The 21,730-nt window shown below is 42.2% G+C and carries 17 protein-coding genes, 2 tRNA genes and 2 pseudogenes; 14 read left to right on the top strand and 7 right to left on the bottom strand.

Annotated elements, in window-relative coordinates; genetic code table 11:
- Window positions 1–204: 204 nt before the first annotated feature.
- Window positions 205–1,809 (bottom strand): iron uptake porin, encoded by a 1,605-nt coding sequence (locus V7K53_RS05455; RefSeq protein ID WP_335196600.1) that lies wholly within the window; start codon window positions 1,807–1,809, stop codon window positions 205–207.
- Window positions 1,810–2,213: 404 nt separating this feature from the next.
- Here V7K53_RS05455 and V7K53_RS05450 point away from each other — a divergent pair, with 404 nt between their 5' ends.
- From V7K53_RS05450 to V7K53_RS05435, 4 genes are all read left to right on the top strand, one after another.
- Window positions 2,214–3,155 (top strand): metal ABC transporter substrate-binding protein, encoded by a 942-nt coding sequence (locus tag V7K53_RS05450; protein ID WP_442940471.1) that lies wholly within the window; start codon window positions 2,214–2,216, stop codon window positions 3,153–3,155.
- 95 nt (window positions 3,156–3,250) lie between these two features.
- Window positions 3,251–4,027, top strand: coding sequence for a metal ABC transporter ATP-binding protein (locus tag V7K53_RS05445; protein ID WP_335196599.1), 777 nt, complete (start codon window positions 3,251–3,253; stop codon window positions 4,025–4,027).
- A 12-nt stretch (window positions 4,028–4,039) separates the two neighbouring features.
- Window positions 4,040–4,909: a metal ABC transporter permease gene (locus tag V7K53_RS05440; RefSeq protein ID WP_335196598.1), complete on the top strand. Its 870-nt coding sequence runs from the start codon at window positions 4,040–4,042 to the stop codon at window positions 4,907–4,909.
- Between the two features lie 74 nt (window positions 4,910–4,983).
- Window positions 4,984–5,056 (top strand) — tRNA-Phe (locus V7K53_RS05435).
- Window positions 5,057–5,665: 609 nt separating this feature from the next.
- On the opposite strand, the gene V7K53_RS05430 is transcribed toward V7K53_RS05435, so the two are convergent.
- From V7K53_RS05430 to V7K53_RS05420, 3 genes are all read right to left on the bottom strand, one after another.
- Window positions 5,666–6,151, bottom strand: a complete 486-nt coding sequence (locus tag V7K53_RS05430; protein ID WP_335196597.1) for an HNH endonuclease — start codon at window positions 6,149–6,151, stop codon at window positions 5,666–5,668.
- Window positions 6,152–6,389: 238 nt separating this feature from the next.
- Complete coding sequence (locus tag V7K53_RS05425) at window positions 6,390–6,653, bottom strand: hypothetical protein (protein WP_335196596.1); 264 nt, start codon at window positions 6,651–6,653, stop codon at window positions 6,390–6,392.
- Window positions 6,626–6,883 (bottom strand): hypothetical protein, encoded by a 258-nt coding sequence (locus V7K53_RS05420; RefSeq protein WP_335196595.1) that lies wholly within the window; start codon window positions 6,881–6,883, stop codon window positions 6,626–6,628. The genes V7K53_RS05425 and V7K53_RS05420 overlap by 28 nt, the downstream gene beginning before the upstream one ends.
- A 262-nt stretch (window positions 6,884–7,145) precedes the next feature.
- Here V7K53_RS05420 and V7K53_RS05415 point away from each other — a divergent pair, with 262 nt between their 5' ends.
- Window positions 7,146–7,277, top strand: a complete 132-nt coding sequence (locus tag V7K53_RS05415) for a hypothetical protein (RefSeq protein WP_335196594.1) — start codon at window positions 7,146–7,148, stop codon at window positions 7,275–7,277.
- Between the two features lie 500 nt (window positions 7,278–7,777).
- On the opposite strand, the gene V7K53_RS05410 is transcribed toward V7K53_RS05415, so the two are convergent.
- Window positions 7,778–8,737: a site-specific integrase gene (locus tag V7K53_RS05410; protein ID WP_335196593.1), complete on the bottom strand. Its 960-nt coding sequence runs from the start codon at window positions 8,735–8,737 to the stop codon at window positions 7,778–7,780.
- Between the two features lie 306 nt (window positions 8,738–9,043).
- Between V7K53_RS05410 and V7K53_RS05405 the strand changes: the two genes are divergently transcribed.
- The 3 genes from V7K53_RS05405 to V7K53_RS05395 all read left to right on the top strand — a co-directional run bounded on the left by V7K53_RS05405 (window position 9,044) and on the right by V7K53_RS05395 (window position 10,501).
- Window positions 9,044–9,115, top strand: a tRNA-Phe gene (locus V7K53_RS05405).
- 168 nt (window positions 9,116–9,283) lie between these two features.
- Window positions 9,284–9,973, top strand: coding sequence for a Uma2 family endonuclease (locus V7K53_RS05400; RefSeq protein ID WP_335196602.1), 690 nt, complete (start codon window positions 9,284–9,286; stop codon window positions 9,971–9,973).
- A gap of 141 nt (window positions 9,974–10,114) precedes the next feature.
- Window positions 10,115–10,501, top strand: coding sequence for a hypothetical protein (locus V7K53_RS05395; RefSeq protein WP_335196592.1), 387 nt, complete (start codon window positions 10,115–10,117; stop codon window positions 10,499–10,501).
- A gap of 51 nt (window positions 10,502–10,552) precedes the next feature.
- Here V7K53_RS05395 and V7K53_RS05390 read toward each other — a convergent pair whose 3' ends face one another.
- Both V7K53_RS05390 and V7K53_RS05385 read right to left on the bottom strand, forming a co-directional pair.
- Complete coding sequence (locus tag V7K53_RS05390) at window positions 10,553–11,824, bottom strand: lipid-A-disaccharide synthase (protein ID WP_335196591.1); 1,272 nt, start codon at window positions 11,822–11,824, stop codon at window positions 10,553–10,555.
- Window positions 11,825–11,988: 164 nt separating this feature from the next.
- The gene (locus tag V7K53_RS05385; RefSeq protein ID WP_335196590.1) at window positions 11,989–12,117 is read right to left on the bottom strand and encodes a hypothetical protein; all 129 of its coding nucleotides are present in this window, start codon (window positions 12,115–12,117) and stop codon (window positions 11,989–11,991) included.
- 295 nt (window positions 12,118–12,412) lie between these two features.
- Between V7K53_RS05385 and V7K53_RS05380 the strand changes: the two genes are divergently transcribed.
- The 6 genes and pseudogenes from V7K53_RS05380 (at window position 12,413) to V7K53_RS05360 (ending at window position 21,504) form a co-directional block, all read left to right on the top strand.
- The gene (locus V7K53_RS05380; RefSeq protein ID WP_335196589.1) at window positions 12,413–14,803 is read left to right on the top strand and encodes an ATP-binding protein; all 2,391 of its coding nucleotides are present in this window, start codon (window positions 12,413–12,415) and stop codon (window positions 14,801–14,803) included.
- 110 nt (window positions 14,804–14,913) lie between these two features.
- Window positions 14,914–15,333: pseudogene (locus V7K53_RS33995) on the top strand (response regulator); the annotation flags it as partial.
- A gap of 24 nt (window positions 15,334–15,357) precedes the next feature.
- Complete coding sequence (locus tag V7K53_RS05375; protein WP_442940470.1) at window positions 15,358–16,215, top strand: sensor histidine kinase; 858 nt, start codon at window positions 15,358–15,360, stop codon at window positions 16,213–16,215.
- A 140-nt stretch (window positions 16,216–16,355) separates the two neighbouring features.
- Window positions 16,356–16,651, top strand: a pseudogene (locus V7K53_RS05370) (transposase); the annotation flags it as partial.
- A gap of 81 nt (window positions 16,652–16,732) precedes the next feature.
- Window positions 16,733–17,002, top strand: coding sequence for a hypothetical protein (locus V7K53_RS05365; protein WP_335196587.1), 270 nt, complete (start codon window positions 16,733–16,735; stop codon window positions 17,000–17,002).
- Window positions 17,003–17,517: 515 nt separating this feature from the next.
- Window positions 17,518–21,504: a magnesium chelatase subunit H gene (locus V7K53_RS05360; protein WP_335196586.1), complete on the top strand. Its 3,987-nt coding sequence runs from the start codon at window positions 17,518–17,520 to the stop codon at window positions 21,502–21,504.
- Window positions 21,505–21,730 lie beyond the last annotated feature (226 nt).

Below are 21,730 nucleotides of genomic sequence, written 5' to 3'. Positions count from 1 at the left end.
TCTCAATCAATTTTAGCGATCGCAACACCTGTCTAGTTTCTCATTTTTCATATCTAGCAAGCTTTTCGCCGTTTTCTATCCGTCGAACTCACGTTGTTTTAAGATATCAAGCCCACTAAGAATGCTGAGTTTTATTTTTAAAACTGCACACAAAAGAAAAGACGCAAATTTATCCTTTGCGTCTTCTTTTAAGATTTAAAAAAATTAGAAACTGAATGTGGTTCTCAATGCACCAATAACAACATCATCATTAGTGTCGTTGTGATCTGGAGATGTTAACCAGATGACTCCAGGAGTAATGGTGATATTGTCACTCAGCTTATACTGGTAAAACGCCTCAAGATGATAGGATGTATCGGGATCGCTATCCAAACCAGCGATGTCAGAGCTTGTAACTTTTGGCTCCATACCAGCGATGATACCTGCCAAGTTACCTTTTTTACCGAGGTCAGGGAAGCCCAAGGTGACAGCATAGTTCCAAATATCAACGTCTCCACGGGTTCCTCTCAAGCTTTGGCTGTTGGTGTATCCAGCCCAACCACCCAAGACGATATTATCAGTGATGCCAATGGATGCTTGAACGCCGTAAGAATTACTGGAAAATCCGACTTGATCTTCTGGTAAACCCTGGATAGCTGCTATATCCTGGAAAGTGGCGGCATTGCTACCTGTGAGTAGTGGTTGGTTGTAGGAATTGATGTAAGTTAAACCGATAGAAATGCGATCGCTTGGTTTAACTGTCAGTTGTGCCAACGCACCATAAGAACCATTGAACAAACCATTATTGAGTGTAGGGTTATTAGCTGTACCACTCAAATACCCTAAACTCAGTGCCAATTTTTCGCTGAACTCGTATGTTACTCCCAACCCTGCACCATTTATTTGGTTATAAATTGGGTTACGTGTACCAAAGGTAGACAAAGCACCAAAAGCGCCATCACCATCAAAGAGATTGACAGTACTGGTAAGGTCGTCTGCTGCACCTGCATTAGCGATCGCGACAACCTCTGTTTTTTCACCCAAGGGAAATCTATAGAACAATGCATCTATCGTGGCATCAGTAGTACCATCCTCGCCAGTAAAAAATAAGTTCCCTTCTGGTGTACCAATGTTAGGGCTGAGAATATTATTAGCCTGGATTCTGGTAAATAGGGTATCTTTCCCTGTGAAGCTGGTCACTAATTCTATGCGTGCCCGTACCCCTAAAGTTGTATTCTCGTCTGTAATTTCTGCACCGTTGACTGTATTTCCTGACAACACATCGCTGACAACTGCGACAACTTGTCCTTGCAGTTTAGTTGTCGTTGAGAACTGATTCGCCTCCAATTCAGCACTGCGTACTTCTACTGCATCCACACGACCTCGGAGTGTCGCCAGTTCTGCGGAAAAATCTTCTTGCAGCTTTTGTAATGTGGCTAAATCTTGTTTACTAACTAAATCGCCAGTGGCTGTAGCAATAAGTTCGTTAACGCGATCGAGACAAGCATTCAAACCAGCAGCAAACTCATATCGCGTTAATGCCCGATTACCGCGATAAGTGCTATTTGGGTATCCTGCAATACAGCCATACCGCTCAACCAAGGATTGCAATGCTTGAAATGCCCAGTCAGTGGGTTGTACATCAGAAAATTGAGACACGGAGGTAACTTGTCCCATTTTCTGATCTTTTGTGTCTGGATTAGCTAAAACTTGCGGTTGATTGATTTCAGATTTACCCGATGTCTCACCTGCAAATGTAGCAGTATTAACAAATAGCATGACACCGCAGACTGCTGGACTAACTAGCAGATATTTCCAGAATTTTTGCATTTCTCTCCTCACACCGATCTCCAATTCACACCCAAACCACGTTTTTTTAACGTGCATTTTATGAGAATATTTGTCAGCAATCTTATCAGAAGTAAGCAACCTTTTTAACAAAAAAAGTCAAGAAATCCTAATTATTCAGGGAAAACTAAATTGCAGAGGGCTGTACCGTCTGAAAAAGTTTTGTTGTTACTCATTACACAGTAAACCCAGAATGATATTATGTACTTAAAATGAGAATGAGAATTATTATAGTATAAAATTTAGAATACTTCCCATTGTCAATAGCGATGATGACAGAGGTAGAACAAGCATCCGTTTTGAGGATAAATATCGTGATTGTGAATTGTAGAGAAATTAGAAAAGGCAGGCAAAGAAGCGGCATCTTGCCTATAATTGCTCTGCTAATGTTGTCGATGGCTAATGGGTGTAGCCAATCGAATCCAAATCAGGGAACAGCTTCCGAACAGTCGCCGCAAGCACAAGAAGCTGCTTCTATCCCACAGGCGCAGTCGGGAAAAACTAAAGTAGTAGCGACATTTTTGCCGATATATTTGTTTACTAAGGCAGTAGCTGGGGATGTGGCAGATGTAGAAATTCTAGTGCCACCTGGTACGGAGGTACATGAATACCAAGCCACACCAGGAAATGTCAAAGCGATCGCTACTGCTAAGGTGTTAGTAAAAAATGGTTTAGGCTTAGAGGAATTTCTGGAAGGTACCGTCAAAAATGCCCAAAATCCCAAATTAACTGAAATTGATGCAAGTATTGGTATTAAACCCTTAAATGAAATTTCACCTGTTGTCAAAACGACGCCAGATGAAAAAGGCCACGAACATAGTCAGGGTAATCCGCACGTTTGGTTAGATCCAGTTTTAGCAAAACAGCAGGTAACAAATATTCGAGATGGGTTAATTGTTGCCGACCCGGCGAACAAAGCTACTTACGAAGCAAATGCTACAGCTTATATTAAAGAATTAGAAAGTTTAAACAGTGAATTTCAGCAGACTTTGCAGAAAAATCCCACTTGCACCTTTATTACCTTTCATGATGCATTTCCATATTTAGCTAAACGCTATAACCTCAAGCAAGTTGCTGTGGTGCAAATTCCCGAAGATCAACTTTCACCAACAGATGTCCAAAATGCCGTCAACGCTGTGAAAAAATACAAAGTTAAAGCTTTATTTAGCGAACCAGGAGTAGATAATAAACTGCTGAACAGCCTCTCTAAAGACTTGAAATTAAATTTGCATACTCTGGATTCTCTAGAAACTGGCGAAACAGACCCACAGCATTATTTCAAGGCAATGAAAGCTAGTTTGCAAACTTTAGAAACATCGTGTAAATAGATTTGTCATTTGTCAGTTGTCCTTTGCCAATAACCAATGACCAATGACCAATACTTCGGCTTCGCTCAGTACAAGTGACCAATGACTAATGACCAATGACTAATGACATTCCTATTTTGAAAGTAGAAGGATTAACTGTTTATCAAGGCAGCTATCTAGCTGTTCGAGATGTTTCCTTTGAATTGTTACCAGGAACAGATACAGCCATTGTTGGCCCCAATGGTGCTGGTAAAAGTACCCTGGCAAAAGCGGTTTTAGATTTGATACCTCGAAGTGCTGGGACGATTGAAATCTTGGGTCGTCCAATTGCCAGATTGGGGCATTTACGCCACACGTTGGGCTATATGCCGCAAAACTTCATTTTTGACCGTAGCTTTCCCATTTCTGTCAGCGAATTAGTTGGACTGGGATGGACTAAGGAAGGGAAAAGAAAGAATTCATTTTTTTCCCAGTTGTGGAGACAAGATCGGGAAAAATCAGCAGCAGTAACAGAAGCTTTACGGCGAACTGATGCTTATCATTTACAGCATCAAGCTATTGGTACTCTTAGTGGCGGTCAACTAAAGCGGGTTTTATTGGCTTATTGTTTGGTAATGCCTCGGAAACTCTTGGTACTAGATGAAGCCTTTGCTGGTGTTGATGTGCAAGGTGCAGCAGATTTTTACGCTCTGTTAAATGAATTAAAGCGAGAGGAAGGTTGGACAGTATTACAAGTTTCTCACGATATTGATATGGTAAATCGGCATTGCGATCGCGTGCTTTGCCTGAACCAAAGCATTGTTTGTACTGGTAAGCCAGAAATTGCCCTTTCACCGCAAAACCTGTTAGCAACCTATGGCCCAGGTTTCAGCCGCTACCAGCATCAACATTAAATTTCCATAAATATGAATTTTTTCAATGATTACCAGATAACTTGGCTTGCGATCGCTAGTAGTAATGACTTGCTAGAGTTGTTACAACTTGCCTCAATACAGCGTGCGATCGTCGGTGCTGCCTTGATGGGCATACTTGGCGGGATGTTGGGTAGTTTTGTCACCTTGCGCCAGTTGTCATTTTTCAGCCACGCGGTTGGTCATGCAGCACTAGTAGGTGTAGCGTTAGGTGTGCTGCTACAAATAAATCCTACTTGGATGCTGTTACCTTTTACCTTAGTTTTTGGTGTTATTGTCCTCTACTTCATTGACAAAACCGACTTAGCTAGCGATAGCGTACTTAGCATAGTGCTATCTGGGGCATTAGCGATCGGTTTAATTCTCACGAGCCAAATTAAAGGATATCGTGGCAACTTGATGGCTGTACTGTTCGGGGATATTTTAGCGATCGACACTACAGATTTGATTTTGACGCTGCTTGTCCTTGTGGGAGGTAGCATATTTTTACTATCAACTCTGCGACAGCAAATTTTATTGACCCTTAACCCCGATGTCGCCCAAGTTCAAGGCGTTCCCGTCCAATTGTACCGCTACGCTTTTGTGATCTTGCTTTCACTCGCCGTTGCTGTGGCGATTAAAGCTGTCGGTGTTTTACTAGTGAACGCCTTTTTGGTCATTCCCGCCTCCACCGCCAAACTGATGAGTCACCACTTCAGCCGCTTTCTAGTCATGTCGGTGATTGTTGGTTCCATCAGCAGCATTGCTGGGATCATGGTCTCAGGTATTTTCAACCTTGCTTCTGGGCCAAGTATTGTTCTTGTCCAGTTTCTCCTATTTGTAGCCATTTTCGTCTGGTTTAAGTTCAGTTTGAAAGCTGCATAACTATTTTTCTCCAAAGACTTGCTATATTCTTTTATCTTTGCTACATTGATTAATCGTGGCTCACAAAAGCCCCAGCCGGGATAGCTCAGTTGGTAGAGCAGAGGACTGAAAATCCTCGTGTCACCGGTTCAAGTCCGGTTCCTGGCATACATCACAGCGAAAAACACAACTTGCATCCTGCTTCCACTCGCAGTGAACTTGCATCCAACGTAGAATCATCGTCTGTATCATTAATCACGGTAACAGACGCTATCTGTACCATTGACAGCAAGACAAAAAAAAGGGTAAGGACTTTCAGAATCCCTACCCTGACAGAAAACTTACTGGAAAGCAATTGAAATTCCACAACGACGGAAGGCAGGCAGGAAGCGTCACGAGTAGCACCGTGCAATAAGTGTGTGTTTTGCTTTGCCAACGGTATGCACTTGTGACGTGTTTTTTTGTCGATTTCCCCGCCCACCCTCAATCCTATGGTAAGTGGTTGTTGAGTAAAAAGCAATACAAGATTTGTCACACAGTAGTACTGAATTTTTGGATAAACTGCGATCGTTTGTCCGACGTGCAACCACACTCTGGAAAGTTATACCTTTCCGAGTTGAGCGACGGTTAACCGTAGGCGTCGTCATGAGAGGTTATATGACAAGTCTTATATGCCGATGCAAGCCCACTGCAAAACAAAACCCCTAGAGACGATTCTAGAGGTCATTGGTGATGTATTGGTAGTGTGGATGTACTAGCGCTGTCAAACGAGTGATGTTATGCAAGGTGCTTCCATGTTCTACCCGATGCAATGTCCCTGATAGTACGCTCAGATACGCTGTAATCGGCTGCTACTTGCTCATTGGACTGCCCACCGTCACGTATCCGCCTTTTTATCGCCCTAACCGTTTTATCCGTGAGCTTTGCAAAGTGATTTTTCTCACCACGGCGTAACGTGCTTTTGTTGGATTCCTTACGTGAAACGTATTTTAAGTTCTCTACACGATTATCCAGCTTATCGCCATTGACGTGTGTCACGAAATCGCCGTTTTTACACTCACCGATGAACGCCGCCGCTACAAGACGGTGAACCGCTTCGATCTTACCGATAACGCCATGACGTAAATGAACCTTACGATAGCCGTGATATGAGATTGAACCTTGTAAAGGTTTTAGGACGCCGTTGACGTTACGGTAAACAGTACCATCGTTGCTAATGCTGTGGCTGGACTCAAAACCGGGAATTGGTAGGATGTGGCTCATGGGTACTTCGTTGTATGTTCAACACAGCATACAAAGTGGATACCCGTTTTATCGATGACCGTGGATACTGCGACACGCGATAGTAATCGGAAGCTGTTATACCCGTTGAAAATACAACGTCGTTTTAGTACGTCGTTTTTATTGACGTTAAAAACGTCGTTGGTAAACGTCGTTGACAGAAATATGTATGGTTCTATCGGTGAGACAAAAAGCTGATACGTGTAATGTTCGTATCAGGTCAGGGATATCGCCGTGGTTTAATCGTCATAGGACTGTCAGCCGTTAAATGCTTCCATGTACGCACGTCCGCTATGTCCTTAATCGTGAGTTTATGAACGTGAAATATTTCCGCTATCGTCTCGTGTGAGAGTCTACCCATCCTCAATAATCGCTTGATGAGTATCACGTTACGTTCGGTTAGTTTTGCGTTACCGCGTGGTTTGACAGTTTGCTCATCTTGTGCCATAAAGCGTTCTATTTGCCGACGTAGCGGATATTCCAAAGTACAGTGCCATCCCTGTCCAGCATTGTAAAGCTCCCCAAATTAAGGCAGTATTGACGCACTTCTTCCATACAGTCTTTTATGGCTTCTAGAGGTGCTTCGGAGTCTGAGTGCAATGCCCCCATTTCCAGACAGAACGCTAGAGATTCATGCTGACCGCAGTTGATGTCTTTACCAGACAGGTCAAATCGCCATACGCCATTCTCAGGGAATCGTGTAATCCGTTTCATCACCATGATGTTGTGTCGTGTGTTTTGAAGTGTCTTGGTTATCGCCCTCAACGGTGTACCGTATGAGCGTTGTAGCGCGTTTTTCTGTTATTTGGTTATCACCCTCAAACGGGCTTTTACATCATCCGATACGTCATTATCACCGTCTCTAGCGCTGCTAGCAGTCGTGTACTTTGTATTGGATACCACAATCGTATACCGACGAATATCCAGCGTCAATAATGGCGTCATTCGAGGGTGATGCTTTTTCTCGCTCAAAACTATGTCAATTCCTTACACCCTAATTTCAATTGAGAGTGCTGACATAGTGCAGTCGTTGTATGTCAGGCATTACAGCGATTTCGGCGCTGTGGGAAGAAATGCCAAGGTAATAGACAACACTCTCATGGGATAACGTCGTTGATCAACGTCATTAAAAACGTCATACAAAAACGTCGTTGATCACTCCTTATATCCCGTTCGTGATGTCTATTACCGTCCCCACAGCGATAATTACCCTATTTCATCTGATGTAAATAATGCCTGTATAGGATTTTATCGGCAAGTAAGATACATCTTTTTTGTCAACGTCGTTTTAGAACGTCGTTTAAAACGTCGTATGAAAACGTCGTTCATAAATTTACACCCATACCATCGATCATAAGTGGCATTCAAATCACTGTATAGATGATATCTACCGTTGCTCATTTCGCCATTGCAGACATTTTGAAACGCTTGCTGTGTATACATTATGTGCTACGTTTGTCTTACAGATGAATTGATACCAAAAAGAGGGCTTTTGACCCTCTTGTTTATCAATGGTATGTACTTTTGTGAATGACACGACGTTAATAAACGACGTAAAAAACGACGATCTAAAACGTCGTTGTAAAAATAGGGTAGCGTCGTCAGTCATTAATTGTCTGGCATCACAATATCGCTAACGTCACCCAAGTATTTCTTAGAGATCATGTTCGGTGAATTGCCTACCCACCTAGCAACGACTACGCTATCATTGCCACTTTTTATCATCTCTGTTATTGCAGTGTGCCTCATCTGGTAAGGGTTCCTGTATTCGATATCATCGAAGCTTTTAAGTACTGTTTTCCATGCACGATTAGAGAAGTTATGCCAGTCGATAAAACCTCCTTTTTTTGCGGTAAATAGATAGTCGTTCTGTAGTGCATCCGTGATTTTTATTTCGTTGAGAACAGAGAGTATACGACTGTTGACAGTAATAGATCGTCTCTTTTGCGTCTTTGTACCCTGCTCAATAACACCACTTGCTGTCAGTCTTTGGCAGAAAGTTATCTTACCTTCCTTGATGTGTTTCCACTGAAGCGCCAAGGCTTCCTCTGGGCGACAACCAGTACTAAACAGGAACTCAACCAAGGGAGCGTAGTAACTGTAGCGATCGCTTGCATAGAACGCTTGTATTACACGCTTCCGTTCACTATTGGTAAATGGCTTAATTTCGTCTTGAGATTGTGTGTTTTTAGTGGATGGTATGAGATTACTTAAACCGTCAAACGGATTTGATTGAAGCTTTCCCGTTGACACGCCCCATTTACAGCAAGCATTTATCAGTTTCCATTGCTTCTCAAGGCTGCTTGTAGATGTACCGTTGTGGTCAGAAACTAGCCACTGCATCACATATACGGCTTCCCTTACCAGTTTGTGAGGGCATTTTCTCAGCTTGTTTTGAATACGGTTGTAATCAATCATGCTGTTTGACGCTAGAGTTTTAGACTTGAACTGAGTGAAATCCTCAAACAGTTGCAGCAAGTCAACTGCATTCACTGACAGTCTTGCAGCGACGATCGCCTTTGCTTCTTCAGCGTCCTGTATAGCGGCTTCTTTTGTTCTGCCTTGCATTGCATTAGGCTTGTACTTTGTCAAGGTGCTATCGAAATACCCGGTTATGCAGTCTTGACGAATACGGTTAGCGATCTCTTCCGCTTTTGCAAGTGCTAGCGGATCTGAATACTTGCTACCCGGTATAGGACTGAAGCAATATTCCTTACCGGAGTATGTGAACCGAATGATTATCGACCCTTTGTTATTCCTTGGCGTGATTTCTCTCATGAATGCCTTCTTTACGTGTCTACAGTCCCATTATCGCAGTGGACTTGCATCCGTTGTAAGGGTATAAATGACGGGATAACGTAAAATCCTTATACAGCATGGATTCTCAGCAGAGTTGAGACAGGACTGAAAATCCTCGTGTCACCGGTTCAAGTCCGGTTCCTGGCATACATCACAGCGAAAAACACAACTGACATACTGCATAAGCAAAAGAGTTGCCTGCAAGTTGTTTTTAGCTGGGGTGGAGAACGCTATTAGAATGCGTTCCTTCCCTACAGCCTTGGCAAGTTGAATTTACCTATAATCAAAGAAACCGAAGCCACCCTGGTAATAGTCATGCTGTCAGAAAACCTTAAAGTTGTTGGGCTTCCAAGCACTGACGAACTAGCCTGCTCGGACGATATACCTGTGGATAATGAGGATCAAAATTTTCTGCCCAACATTCTACTGTTCTTATTAACCTCGATTTGGGCAACGCGCACCGATTGGTTTTTCGGCGTAGACATGGCAATCTACCACACGACAGGGGCTAATGCTAGAGTCCCCATAGTACCAGATGGGTTTCTGAGTTTGGGAGTCGATCGCAAAAAAGGTGGTAAATCGCGTAGAAGTTACGCTGTCTGGGAAGAAAATGAGGTAGTACCGATACTAATATTGGAGATGGTATCCCATTCCCCAGGAAGTGAATACGACGAAAAGTTAGAAATTTATCGGAAACTTGGCGTACTTTACTACATTATTTACAACCCCGAATATTGGCAACGCGATCGACACCAACCATTTGAAATTTACAAATTGGTAGATAAAAATTATCAATTACAAATTGGCGAACCCCATTGGATGCCAGAGGTTGGTTTAGGAATTGGACGACATCAAGGTGTTATTGGTGGAATTGGTCAAGAATTTCTATCTTGGTATGACGAACAAGGAAATCGGTATTTAACGGCAGAAGAAAAAGCAGAAAAGTTTGCACAGCAATTACGTTTTCTTGGTATCGACCCCGATAATTTACCCAGCAATCCGTAAATTAGGTTTGCTTCAAGCTAAAAAGCGGGAAGTTGTTAAGTAGTTGAAATCTTGTTAGCTTTTATGATTAAAATTGCACAAGAGGTTTATTTAGCATCTACTGACAGCTAAAGTTAACCCTTTGCAGGACTCACCTAAGCAATGCTGACTGAAATTTTACCTTTCCGTTTTGAGTTAGACACGATCGCGATCGCTGGAGCAAGTTTGTGGTCATTGGCGCTATATCTAGGTTTTTCCCCAGTCAATGAATGGGTAATTGAGCAACTCAATCGCTGGTTTAACTTTGCCGAGCGATCGCTTTACACCAGCCAGTCAGAATTTGAAAAGACTCGTAAAGCCAGAGAATCCCAAAATGCTTTCTACGCCTCACTGTTTAGCATTGTGCCTTTTTTGGTAGTCGGCACTTTATGTAACTGGGGTCTGGAAATTAGTTTAGGCGAAAGTTGGGGAATTAGTACAGGTATATTAGCCTGTATGGGTGCTGGCATCTATGAACTTGGGCGCAGGGATGGAGAATCTTCAGATTAAGCCAGAGTAAAAATGAGGGAGATGTTGCTCCCATTACTCCCTTATCTTTCCCTACTTTCCAATTTCCTCAGCAACAATCTTTGCTATCTTCTGGGCTGCACCGCTTTCACCGCGAATCTTACGGAGTTTAGCGCGCATATCATCCAATTTTTCTGGATTCGCCAAAAAGTCTAAAACCATTTCCCCAACTTCTTGCGGTTGAAGTTTACCCATAAGTTCTGGGACTATCTCTTCCTGTGCCCAGATATTTGGCCATGCTAATAAACCTTTGCGTCTCACAAATCTCAGAAATGACCAATTAATTACCTTAGCAAAGGGTGTACCGACTACTGGCAAATTTGCCAACAATCCAGGTAAACCGTCCCAAGAACGCATGGCATCAAGTTGCTGGGTTGGTAGTAAAACAATCATTGGCACTCCTAAAGCACCAAGTTCGGCAGTGTTTGCCCCCACCGTAGTCAAGCAGATATAGCACTGGGATAATAATTTATATGCAGGGTTTTCTTGCCACAGTTCCACAATTAAGCCCGTTGCAGTTTTGAGCAATGCCTTGCCTTTAGCATCCTCTGGGATAATTAAGGAAGCACCACCAAAGCCAAAGATTTCAGCAATAGAGTTCTTTTGGGGATTGGCAAAACTAGCTAAAGTTGGTAAATCCAAAGTTGGGGCTACAGGAATTACAAATCTGGTTTGCGGTATTTTTGCATGAACGTATTCGGCAATAGCTAAACATAATGGTACTCCTTGGGCTAATTTTGCTGCTTTTGAACCAGGGAGTAAACCAATGATTGCGGAGTCGGGAGTTGGGAGCAGGGAGTAAGAAGTGCTGACTTGTTCTTGTGCTTCAACCATTAAATCACCGACAACAGTGAATTTCTGAGCATATTTCTGGAGGACACGGGTTGCAACTTCAGGTTTCATGATTCCAAAGCGATCGATCCAGTTATGCCATCTGGCTTCCCATTCTGCGTAAACAACTGTGCGATATCCGAGCTTTTTGCCTATAATCACTGGAAAAATTTGATCGCCGCCCAAAAAAACGACTACACCGCGACTTCTCCAATCCCAATTTTCAAATGTTTTGCCCCAAAGCAAAAATTGCCAAAAATGTTCTGCTCCCTGAACTCTATCTACTTCTGGGTAAGAAAGAGCGATCGCTGCTTCTTTACCACTAGCATTTGAGCAAGGCGACAACACCACAGAAATCCTTGCTAAAGAACGGTCATCCCCTAATTCTTGCCGCAACGATTTTACTACCGGACGCACCCAGGTTGTTACTTCACCAGGGCCATTTGATAAGATGAGGATATCTACTTGAGTCATTAGTTAATGGTTAGAAGTTAGAGGTCATTAATCAAGAGACAAATATTAATAAATTCGTGCCGATGTTATGGGTATATACTGTACCTTGTTAGTGCCATTTAATAACCTACTCTACATTTAATTTGCATAGATTCGACAGTCAGGATGTATTCCAATCCTAGATTTTAAATTTTGAATTTGGCACAATTGCGATCGTTGCAGTGCGTCCACATTGTAATTACAGTGGTTTTGTGTTTACACTGAGCGATCGGCATTTGGTCTGTTACTAATTGCTGTTTCTTTAACACTGGCATTTTAGCAAGGTGACAACACCACAGAAATCCTCACCACAGATAAATGGGCAAAAACATATTTGCAGTGTTTGCCAAGCATTTTAGATAGGTTTTCTTCTACGTATGATTTCGTAGTCTTTATTAATAAAAAATAAAATCTAATTCCTATATAAATATATTGATTATTTTACTATAGGTAAATATTAAGACTGCGATTATCAATAATTTTTTGGGCAATCTAAATATAGCCCTTTTTTGCTTACTAAACCCATTGTTTAGAGGGTGAAAACTTTGATAAAAGGCGTCTGATACTAAAATGCATTCCTCACGCAATTTACTGATTCGATTTATTCTCGGCGGCACTACTCTTATTGTGAGTATTTCTGCTTATTTTAGCTATCAGGCTGCTCGGAAAATAACGCTAGAAGACTTGAGAGTAAAGGCTTTTTTAGAGGTACAGAGAGGGGTTGATGAAATTGAGGAGTGGCTGCATGTCCGCAAAGTAGAGGTGCAAACCCTTGCTCATACTTCAACTGTACGCTCCTTAGACTGGTCTGTGGCGGAACCCTATTTAAAGTTAGAAGTTGAAAGGATAGATGAATTTTTCTTTTTCCAAATAGTTACGCCGGATGGTTCGTATTTTAATACTAAGGTTGGTCGATCAAATAAGAATATTAAGGATCGAGACTACTTTCAAAAAGCACTAGCCGGAAAAAGCAACATTTCCGATCCCTTTATCAGCCGTTCCACAGGCATTCCATTAATTGCGATCGCCACCCCAATCTGGTCAAACTCTCCTACCAGTCGTTCACCGATTGGCGTCTTCCAAGGCAATGTTAAGGTCGATCATATTGCTGAGGTGGTAAACTCGCTGCACTACGGCAAGAATAGCTATGCGTTCGCCCTCAATTCCCAAGGAGAAGCGATCGTCCATCCCAACTCAATGTTAATGTCAACGGAAGAAAAACCTGCACCCAGCCTGCTGAAAATTCCAGATCGCAATTTAAATGCGATCGTGCGGCAGATGGTAAAAAAACAACAGGGAATTCAGTTGATGGAAATTGACGGCACTAAAAAGTATGTTGCTTATGTGCCGTTACAAGAAGCTAATTGGTCTTTAGCTTTGGTAATTCCGCGCCAAAACATTGAATCTCGGCTACAATTCCTCGATCTGATCGCTCTAATTGTGGGCGGATTGACATTGACGATGATCACTGTCTTATGGCAGGTGCAAGCGTTTGAACAAGCTCAACTGAAAAAATCCAAAGCAACGGCTGATACCGCAAACCGTGCTAAGAGCGAATTTTTAGCCAACATGAGCCATGAACTGCGAACGCCTTTGAATGGTATTTTAGGTTGCGCTCAAATTTTGCTGCGTTCTAAAGCTTTGCCAGAGCCAGAGCAATATCATGTAAACATTATTGAACAGTGTGGCTCTCATCTACTGACTTTAATTAATGACATTTTGGATCTTTCCAAAATTGAAGCGCGAAAACTGGAACTGCATCCTCAAGATGTTCATTTTCCGTCTTTTTTACAGGGTATTGTAGAAATTTGTCAGATTCGGGCAGAACAAAAAGGCATTTTGTTTGTCTATGAACCCGCAAGCAACTTACCCACAGGGGTTCATGTCGATGTCAAAAGGTTACGTCAGATTCTCTTGAATCTGCTGGGAAATGCCATTAAGTTTACCGATGAGGGTAAGGTTAGCTTCAAGGTTGAGATAATCGAGCGACTTCCTGCTGATGGACAGACAGAGAAATATTGCATTCACTTTAGTGTAAAAGACACAGGAATTGGCATAACTCCAACCCAACTAAATAACATTTTTTTGCCATTTGAACAAGTAGGTGAGAAAAAGCATCAGATAGAAGGGACAGGGCTAGGTTTAGCTATTACTCGGCAGTTGGTGCAGATGATGGGTAGCGATATCCAGGTTAAAAGTGAAATTGGTCAGGGTAGTACTTTCTGGTTTGAAATTGCGATCGCCCAAGCCAGCGAATGGGTACAGTCTGCGATGACTGCATCCAAGGGACAAATCATTGGGTTTGAAGATAGTCCCCGCACCATTCTGATGGTGGACGATCGCTGGGAGAATCGCACAGTAATTACAAACTTATTGCAACCATTGGGTTTCAAAGTGGTTGAAGCCAGTAACGGTAAAGAAGGTTTAGAAAAAGCGATCGCGATCAAACCCGACCTGGTGATTACAGATTTGCTGATGCCAGAAATGGATGGGTTTGAATTGATTAAACACCTGCGTCATAACCCAGATATCCAGGATGTCAAGATTATCGTCTCTTCCGCTAGTGTCTTTGAAGCCGATCAACATCGCAGTCTGCAAGCGGGAGGTGACACCTTTTTGAGTAAACCTATACAGGCAGATGAATTACTGCATCAATTAGAGTGCCACTTAAATTTGGTATGGATTTACCAGCAGTCTCAATCTGAAGAACAAAAAATCAACTCTTCCGCTACAACACTTGATAGCTCATCAGATAAATTGACTCCACCTTCCCTTGATGTATTGCGGGAACTGATGAATTTAGCGAGTAAAGGTAACTTCAATGACATTCTAAAATGGGCAGATAAACTAGAGGAAGCAGACACAAAATTTACTCCCTTTGCCAACCAATTGCGGCAACTAGCAAGGCAGTTTGACGAAGATTTAATCCTCAAGTTTTTGATCGAAAACGAAAAGGATTAATTTCCCTAAATTTATTTATGGGAATTGTAATGTGTGAATTTTGAATTCGGAGTGTTCGCCTTTGGCGTCTTCCACAGAAACAACATGACTCAATATGGGGTAGAAACAGCATGACAGCAATGATAGGCGATCAAAAAAATTCCCTAAATCGCGATCCTGCTAGAGGAATTATTTTAGTCGTTGACGATAACCCTGCCAACTTACAAGTTTTATCGAGCTTTTTGGATCAGTCTAGCTTTGAAGTTTGGGCAGCTCGCAGTGGTGAAAAAGCAATTCAGAGATTAGAAAATGATAATTTACCTGATTTAATCTTGCTTGATGTGATGATGCCGGGTATCGATGGGTTTGAAACTTGTAAATACCTCAAAAGTGATAGCAATCCTCGTGTCCAGGATATTCCAATCATTTTTATGACTGCTCTTTCAGATACTGCTGATAAGATTAAAGGATTGCGATTGGGAGCCGTAGATTATATTACTAAACCTTTTCAGTATGAAGAGGTTTTGGTACGAGTAGAGCATCAACTTAAGCTGAGAAATTTGACGAAAACCTTGATGGACAAAAACGCCGAATTACAACAGGCTCAAACCCAACTGGTTCAAGCAGAAAAGGTAGCAACCTTGGGTCAAATGACAGCAGGAATTGCCCATGAAGTAAATAATCCTATCAATTTTATTGCTGGTAATTTGAATTTTATTGAACAATATTTCCAAGAGGTTGTTAATTTACTTGAACTATATCAAAAATATCTACCCGATCCACCTCTTGAAATTCAAAATGCTATTAAAACAAAAGATATCAGCTATTTGTTAAATGATTTTTCCAAAGTTATTCAATCCATGCAACTGGGTACAGATCGCGTTACAGAAATTGTGTCATCATTGAACAAATTCTCTCGACACGGAGAAGCAGGTAAAAAACTAGCTAACCTGCATGAGGGGTTAGAAACTACGCTACTCATTCTTGGACATCGACTCAAAGCAAATGCTCATCGTCCGGCAATCCAACTAAATAAAGAATATGGAGAATTGCCGCTTATTGAGTGCTATCCAGGCGAACTAAATCAGGTTTTTATGAATTTGATTGGTAATGCAATAGATGCAATTGAAGAAATACAAAAGCATCAATATTTTGATGAAAATTTTAGACATATTGGTATGATTTGGATTAAAACTGAAGTAATTGGAGAGCGAGTTATTCTCAAAATTGCAGACAATGGCTCAGGAATCAGCGAAGCAAACCGAACAAAGATATTCGATGCTTTCTACACTACAAAAGTCATCGGTAAAGGAACAGGACTAGGTTTATCTATTGCTTACCAAATTGTAGTAAACAATCACCGCGGGAAGCTAAGTTGCCATTCAACACAAGGTGAGGGTACAGAGTTTGTGATTGAATTGCCTATCCGATAAATTAGAATCCCAAATCCTAATTGCGATCGCATTTTTCTGACCTCTATCGACTTCTGGCCTCTTTGCCACTAGCATTTGGACAAGGCGATCGCTCTTGTTGATCGCATCCCTAATAAAACACCTATAAACGTTTAAAAATAATGCATCAACTAAAAGAAAAGATTAGAAAAATTTTTAATAATACAAATGATTGGTATACGGGAGTGTTTAAACTATGTATGTAGTTATCGAGAGCTAAAAAATATTTTCCCAATAGCAACAACACTATTATTCGTTGCTTTGATGAAATTATTGCTTACTTTGACAATAGGACAACTAGTGGCATGTTGAAGGAATTAATAACAAGCTTAAACTGATTAAGCGTTCTGGATATGAATTTAGAAACTTTGAAAATTTCAGAGTCAGATGCTTACTAAGTTGGTATTTTATTTATTAATTTGGCATAACAAGTACTGAAGAACCATAATATACCAATTAAGACAATTTAACGCAAGGTTCAGAGCAAGCTATCAACTCAATGCGTAGTCAATTATTAATTTGTCTGGAACAATTTCGTGGAGTTGTAATTTTTTCTACGAACCTAGTTGAAAACTACGATAAAGCGTTTGAAACAAGGGTGCGTCATGTACATTTTCTAATGCCAGATTTTGCATCTAGAAGAGAAATTTGTAAAAGGCATCTTCCCGCAAAAATGCCACTAGCGGAAGATATTTCTCTTGAAAAACTGGCTCAAGTTGAAGATGTTTGTGGAAGAGATATCAAAATGCGGTTATTGATGCTGCAATGAGAGTAGCAAGAAAAGGCAAGCTTTCTGTTGAGCTAAGTGATTTACTTGACTCAATTAACAAAATCAAATCAGCGAGAATTAATGTTTTGCAATCAGATGATTTATCTCCACATACAAGGGAAAAAATTAGTCAGTAGTTAAAAGAAGCTCTATCTCAAAAAGAGCTAGAAAGTAAGTAAGCCAGCCCTACATACACTGTAAAAAATACTTAATAAACCCGCACAAGCGGGTTTAGTTTTTTAAATAGAATAATATCTTTAAATAACTATTTAATCATTAAATAATTTTACAAAAATTTATAAATAGTGAGCTAATACTTTTATACAAAGTCAACAATTACAAAGAAATATTTCGTTTTTTATATCGATTTGTGTCATATAGGGGATAAAATGCCTACTGGGCAAGCGTTTTCTGATAAAAAACAGATATTGCCTAAAAGATCGCAAGTTACCTGTGGCTGATGATGCCGCTAGGAACTTCCATTAGAGAACACGCATCAAAGGAGCCGAAGAAGCATGTTCACACACGTCAAGTCCACCATTAGACACATTGCGCCTGATAACTTACGCGGACGTAGTTTAATCAAGGTGGTCTATGTCGTGCTTGAGTCCCAGTACCAGAGTGCTTTGTCGCAAGCAGTTCGCACGATTAACGCGAACAATCCCAACTTGGCGATTGAAATCAGCGGGTACTTGATTGAGGAACTCCGCGACCCAGAGAATTACGAAGAGTTCAAACGAGAAATTGAGAGTGCGAATATCTTCATCGCTTCCCTCATTTTCATCGAAGACTTAGCACAGAAAGTAGTAGCAGCAGTAGAACCACACCGCGATCGCTTGGATGTTTCTGTTGTCTTTCCCTCGATGCCAGAGGTAATGCGCCTGAGTAAAATGGGCAGCTTTTCCTTGGCACAGTTGGGTCAGTCAAAAAGTGCGATCGCCCAATTCATGCGGAAACGCAAAGAAAAATCCGGTGCGGGATTCCAAGATGGAATGCTGAAGCTTTTGCGAACACTGCCGCAAGTGCTGAAGTTTTTACCGATGGACAAGGCACAGGATGCCCGAAATTTCATGCTCAGTTTTCAGTATTGGCTAGGTGGTTCTCCTGAAAATCTGGAAAACTTCTTGCTGATGCTAGCTGATAAATATGTATTTAAAGGTTTAGAAAAACAGAATTTTGCACCTTCTACATACGAACAGCCGGTGGTTTATCCCGATCTAGGGATTTGGCATCCTTTGGCTCCCAGTATGTTTGAAGATGTCAGAGAGTACCTCAATTGGTATACAGCTCGTAAGGATATTTCTAGCGATCTCAAAGATCCCCTAGCTCCTTGTGTCGGGTTAGTATTGCAACGCACCCACTTAGTTACAGGGGATGATGCCCATTATGTGGCAATGGTGCAGGAGTTGGAAGCATTAGGCGCACGGGTACTACCTGTGTTTGCTGGTGGTTTGGATTTCTCCAAGCCTGTGGATGCTTACTTCTACGAACCAACTACTAATGTCCAGTTGGTAGATGCAGTGATATCACTGACTGGCTTTGCTTTAGTAGGTGGCCCAGCTAGACAAGACCATCCCAAGGCAATTGAGTCACTCAAACGCTTAAATCGTCCTTACATGGTGGCGTTACCCTTAGTATTCCAAACCACAGAAGAGTGGATGGATAGCGATTTAGGGTTACATCCAATTCAAGTAGCTTTGCAAATTGCAATTCCTGAATTGGATGGAGCAATTGAGCCGATTATATTATCGGGTAGAGATGGAACTACAGGGAAAGCGATCGCACTGCGCGATCGGGTTGAAGCTGTAGCCGAACGCGCCTTAAAATGGGCGAACCTCCGCCGCAAGCCGAAGCTAGATAAGAAAGTCGCCATCACCGTTTTCAGCTTCCCACCCGATAAAGGCAACGTGGGAACCGCAGCGTACTTGGATGTTTTTGGCTCCATCTACGAGGTGATGAAAGCCCTCAAAAATAACGGCTACGACTTACCAGAATTGCCAGAATCCGCCGAAGCGTTGATGCAAGAAGTCATCCATGATGCTCAAGCGCAGTACAACAGCCCAGAACTGAACGTTGCTTACAAAATGTCGGTTCCTGAGTATGAGGCACTTACCCCTTACTCTCAACGCCTAGAGGAAAACTGGGGCCCACCTCCCGGACATCTCAACAGCGACGGGCAAAATCTGCTGATTTATGGTAAACAATTCGGTAATGTCTTCATCGGTGTCCAACCTACATTTGGTTACGAAGGCGACCCGATGCGGCTGTTATTCTCCCGTTCAGCTAGTCCTCACCACGGTTTTGCTGCCTACTACACTTACCTAGAGCAAGTTTGGAAAGCTGATGCTGTACTGCACTTTGGTACACACGGTTCCTTAGAATTCATGCCAGGTAAACAGATGGGGATGTCTGGTGATTGTTATCCAGATAACTTGATTGGCTCAATTCCCAACCTGTATTACTACGCAGCCAATAATCCGAGTGAGGCGACAATTGCTAAACGTCGGAGTTATGCCGAAACAATTTCTTACTTGACACCACCGGCAGAAAATGCTGGTTTGTATAAAGGTTTGAAGGAACTCAGCGAATTAATTGCTTCCTACCAAACCTTAAAAGATAGTGGACGCGGTGTTTCCATTGTCAACAGCATCATGGATAAATGCCGGATCGTGAATCTGGATAAGGATATTAACCTGCCAGAAACCGATGCCAGAGACATGAGTACCGATGAGCGGGATAATATTGTTGGCAACGTCTACCGCAAGTTGATGGAAATCGAGTCTCGGTTGTTGCCTTGTGGGTTGCACGTCATTGGGAAACCGCCAAGTGCAGAAGAAGCGATCGCCACTCTCGTCAACATTGCTAGTCTAGATCGTCAAGAAGAAGGACTTCAAGGCTTGCCGGGAATTATCGCCAACAGCATTGGGCGTAACATTGACGATATTTATCAAAATAACGACAGAGGCATTTTAGAAGATGTCCAGTTATTGCAAGATATCACTTTGGCAACCCGTGCAGCAGTTACCGCCCTTGTGCAAGAGCAGATCGACGCGGAAGGACGAGTTTCTCTGGTTTCCCGGTTGAATTTCTTCAACATGGGTAAAAAGGAACCTTGGGTAGAAGCATTGCATAAAGCAGGTTATCCCAAAGTTGACACCGCCGCCCTAAAACCCCTAGTTGAGTATTTGGAATTCTGCCTGCAACAAGTTTGTGCAGACAACGAACTCGGAGCATTACTCAGAGGCTTGGAAGGCGAGTACATCTTACCCGGCCCTGGTGGCGATCCCATCCGCAACCCGGATGTATTACCCACAGGTAAGAATATCCATGCTTTAGATCCGCAATCCATCCCAACAACAGCAGCAGTTCAATCAGCCAAAATCGTTGTAGATCGGCTTTTGGCACGTAATAAGGCTGAAAATGATGGAAAATGGCCAGAAACCATCGCCTGCGTTCTCTGGGGAACCGATAACATCAAAACTTACGGTGAATCCCTAGCGCAAATTATGTGGATGGTGGGCGTGCGTCCAGTTCCCGATGCCTTGGGACGGGTGAACAAGTTGGAATTGATATCTCTAGAAGAGTTGGGACGACCCAGAATAGATGTGGTAATCAACTGTTCTGGAGTATTCCGCGACTTGTTTATCAACCAAATGAACCTGCTAGACCAAGGGGTGAAGATGGCCGCTGAGGCGGATGAACCCTTAGAAATGAACTTTGTTCGCAAACACGCTTTGCAACAAGCTGAGAATATGGGGATTAATCTGCGTCAAGCAGCGACGCGCGTTTTCTCCAATGCTTCTGGTTCCTACTCGTCAAATATCAACTTGGCGGTAGAAAACAGCACTTGGGATAGTGAAGCCGAGTTGCAGGAAATGTATCTCAACCGGAAATCTTTCTCTTTCAATTCCGATAACCCCGGAATTATGGACGAATCCCGGCAGATTTTTGAAAGTACTTTGAAAACTGCTGATGCAACTTTCCAAAATTTGGATTCTTCCGAGATTAGCTTAACCGACGTTTCCCACTACTTTGATTCAGATCCTACTAAGCTGGTGGCAAGTCTGCGGGGTGATGGTAAAAAACCAGCATCTTATATTGCAGATACAACCACAGCTAACGCCCAAGTGCGGACATTATCAGAAACCGTGCGTTTGGATGCGCGTACCAAATTGTTAAATCCCAAATGGTACGAGGGGATGCTGTCTCACGGTTACGAAGGTGTGCGCGAACTCTCCAAGCGGTTGGTGAATACAACAGGTTGGAGTGCGACAGCCGGCGCTGTGGATAACTGGATTTATGAGGATACTAACGAAACCTTCATCAAAGATGAAGAAATGCAGAAGCGGTTGTTGAACCTTAATCCCCATTCTTTCCGCAAGATTGTATCAACGTTGTTGGAAGTGAATGGACGCGGTTATTGGGAGACTAGCGAGGAGAATTTAGATCGTCTGCGCGAGTTGTACCAAGAGGTTGAAGACCGGATTGAAGGGATTGATTGAGTAGGTTTATACACAACTAATAAGGTAGAAGGCACGGTAATTCCGTGCCTTTTGCTTTTATCTTGCTTTTCACGGCAGAATCAAGTTAACAATAGGTTATTTGTAGGGAACTGATTCAAGATAATCGGTAATTTTCCAGTACCTAATCCTGTGGGCTATCTTGGTATAAACTAGCTACTCTTTTTTAGCTAGAGTTTATCAAGTTTGACTATCTGAAATAGATAAG

Origin of the sequence: Nostoc sp., from assembly GCF_036917355.1 — a bacterium.
Classification (GTDB): Bacteria; Cyanobacteriota; Cyanobacteriia; order Cyanobacteriales; family Nostocaceae; genus Nostoc.
The sequence above is the reverse complement of the archived record's forward strand: the minus strand, read 5'-3'. Positions and strand labels throughout refer to the sequence as shown.